This is a genomic window from Paenacidovorax caeni, assembly GCF_001298675.1.
GTDB classification, from domain to species: Bacteria; Pseudomonadota; Gammaproteobacteria; order Burkholderiales; family Burkholderiaceae_C; genus Paenacidovorax; species Paenacidovorax caeni.
Genome location: NZ_CYIG01000099.1, coordinates 1 through 2,594, shown reverse-complemented (window position 1 = coordinate 2,594; position 2,594 = coordinate 1). Strand labels below are relative to the sequence as shown.

Annotated in this window: 4 protein-coding genes and 1 pseudogene; 1 reads left to right on the top strand and 4 read right to left on the bottom strand. The window is 56.3% G+C overall.

The window, feature by feature from the left end; genetic code table 11:
* A pseudogene (locus BN2503_RS20605) lies at positions 1-200 on the top strand (Fic family protein); the annotation flags it as partial.
* A gap of 328 nt (positions 201-528) precedes the next feature.
* Here the strand turns inward: BN2503_RS20605 and BN2503_RS21420 are convergent.
* The 4 genes from BN2503_RS21420 to BN2503_RS20355 all read right to left on the bottom strand — a co-directional run bounded on the left by BN2503_RS21420 (position 529) and on the right by BN2503_RS20355 (position 2,393).
* Positions 529-618 carry a DUF1010 domain-containing protein gene (locus BN2503_RS21420; RefSeq protein ID WP_353611904.1) on the bottom strand — a complete coding sequence of 30 codons (90 nt, stop codon included), beginning with the start codon at positions 616-618 and terminating at the stop codon, positions 529-531.
* A complete protein-coding gene (locus tag BN2503_RS20360; protein ID WP_139235597.1) occupies positions 615-812 on the bottom strand; it encodes a hypothetical protein in 198 nt (65 codons plus the stop codon). Before BN2503_RS20360 ends, BN2503_RS21420 begins: the two co-directional genes overlap by 4 nt.
* A gap of 226 nt (positions 813-1,038) precedes the next feature.
* A complete protein-coding gene (locus BN2503_RS18790; protein WP_054258111.1) occupies positions 1,039-2,046 on the bottom strand; it encodes an integron integrase in 1,008 nt (335 codons plus the stop codon).
* A 128-nt stretch (positions 2,047-2,174) separates the two neighbouring features.
* Positions 2,175-2,393, bottom strand: a complete 219-nt coding sequence (locus tag BN2503_RS20355; protein ID WP_139235598.1) for a hypothetical protein — start codon at positions 2,391-2,393, stop codon at positions 2,175-2,177.
* Positions 2,394-2,594: the final 201 nt, after the last annotated feature.

The window sequence follows — 2,594 nt, the reverse complement described above, 5'->3', positions numbered from 1 at the left end:
GAGGGGATTTCGCGCGCATGACCGGGCTTGGCGAACGCACGGCGACCACACTCATCGGCAAACTACTGGGGGCCGGCCTGTTGCTGTCAGATTCGCCCCGCGGGGTGGTGCGCTTCAGTGTGCCGATGGATGCGTTGCGGTTTTTGTTGCCTAACCTGTGGCCTGAAGCCGAGGCGGCAGCTTGTCGCAGCAACTTGTAGTGGTAGACGAGAACTACGGCAATGCCAAGAGGCACGAGCCTTAACTGTCAGCACGTCTGCACCGCAAGCTTGCGATGCGGATGGCCGAATGAACCAGCCGGCACGACAAAATCCTCCCGGAGGAGGATGGCGACTTCAGGCTGGCTGCCGCCGCTGAGATTTGATAAGCCTGTGACTGCCGCCGCCGATACCAGACGTTGATCTGCTACTTGGTCAGACGTCCGCTGCTCACCTCAAACCGGAAGCTGACTGCATCGCAGTGCGCCAAACAACCTGAACGACAGCTCTTCAAAGCTGCGAACTGGTGCTGCCGACCCTGAGCGGTCATTCACCAACGGGCGAGGTAAGCCGCCCGCAGAATGCGGGTCGGCTTGACCGAAATGTTAGACACAGCTTGTTTAAGGATAAAAATTTTCATTTTTGATTTCGTTTTTTCCTGGGGGAGGAGTATTCGATGAGCATGCCAATCAAGGTACTTGCAGCGACAATTATTGCCTGAAGAAAGGTTAAATTGTTCTCTGGAAACAAGAAATGCAAGACTACTGCCAGAGCAAAGCCAAGTAAACAGCCAATTAAAGTTGTCGGTTGTGTCAGTAAGTCGAAAATATCCATGTGGCTAACTAGATTTAGACGACATGCAGTCCGCATGCCTATTTCGCTTAATACTGTATGGGCTTGCTGCTCAAGAGGCAAATTTGCTGTCGCCTCTTTTAGACAGACCTAAATTTTTTGATCTCGATCTCCGGAGCAAAGGTCCGAATGTCCTCATATGGCCGTTGTGCGACCGTCGCAAAACGACCCTGAGCCGCCATCCAGCTAGAAGCTCCAAAGCCGTCATTCAGCCAGGCCGCAAGTGCAAGGCCAAGGAATCCAACGGGCTGGCGGTTCCTGCGGCAGCGACTTTCAGGACATGGGTATAGATCATCGTCGTACTCACGTCCGAGTGCCCCAGCAACTCCTGCACCGTGCGAATGTCGGTGCCCGACTGCAACAAGTGCGTGGCGAAGCTGTGGCGCAAGGTGTGCACAGAAACGGGTTTGCAAATGCCCGCCTGTGCCACGGCCTTCTTCAGGGCGCGCTGTAATCGCTCCTCATAGAGGTGATGGCGTTGCCATACACCTGTGCGCGGGTCCACCGACAGGGAGGAAGCGGGGAACACCCAGAACCATCCCCAACGTTGTCCCACGCCGGGGTATTTGGTCTCCAGTGCATGCGGAACGTCCACGCCACCGCGCTGCGCCTGCCGGTCTTGCTCCCACAGCGCGCGCGCAGCGAGCACCTGTTGGCGCAGCTCGGCTGCCAGGCTGCGCGGCAGCATCACAACCCGATCCTTGTCGCCCTTGGCCTGGCGTACCACGACCACCCCACGATCAAAATCCACGTCCTTGACCCGCAAGCGCAGGCCTTCCATCAGACGCATGCCGGTGCCATACAGCAGGCGGGCCAGCAAGGCCATATCGGCCGGCAACGCCGATAGCAGAGCCGCCACCTCGGCCACCGTCAAAACCGAGGGAATGCGCTTGGGCGTGCGCGGGCGCTGCACGCCATCGAGCCATGGCAGGTCCATGCCCAACACCTCGCGGTAGAGGAATAGCAGTGCGCTCAACGCCTGGTTGTGCGTGGCAGCCGCCACCCGCCGCTCGTTAGCCAACATGGCCAGAAAACCTTCGATTTCCAGCTGCCCCATGTCTCGTGGATGCCGCAAGCCGTGCCATTTCACGAACATGCGCACCCACTGCACGTAGGCCTGCTCGGTGCGCAGGCTATAGTGTTTGTAACGAATTCGCTCACGGACCTGGTCCAGCAACCGTGTGGCGCGCAACACAGGAGGGGCGGCGGGTTTCATGGCTGAATTTAGCACTGTATTTTCATACAGCATATACGCCGTCAAGCTAGGCTGCAAGCCCCTTTCCGCGTTTTTTTCGTGCCAATTTAGACCGCAAGCGCCAGATATGGCCTGCGGCTTGGTGCGGTCTACATTACGTTAGATTTGAGTTTTGCAATTTCTGCGCTTGCTTCATCGGCAGTGCCAAATATCAGTGGCTTGTTATCGCGGCAACAGTGCATCCATTTTGCGCCTTTGTACGGCCTTATCTCCACGCCGTAGCTGATGGTTAATTCCGGCTTAGACATTGCTTCTTCACTGGTATCAATCCACTGCCCAATTTTGTATTGTGGGTATTTTGTTGCCATCTTTGCTTCGCTTCAGTTATTAGGTTCTAACGTTACGTTGCACGGGACGGCAGGCCGCCCGTGAACTTGGGCGTTAGCCTATTCAATGGATAATCTAATCTATGCGTCAACTGATGATCGTTCTTGCTAGGGAAGGTCTGCAAAACCCCTGGTCATTCCGACTGGCGCAGAGCCTGATGAGGACCGACGATCACGGACATG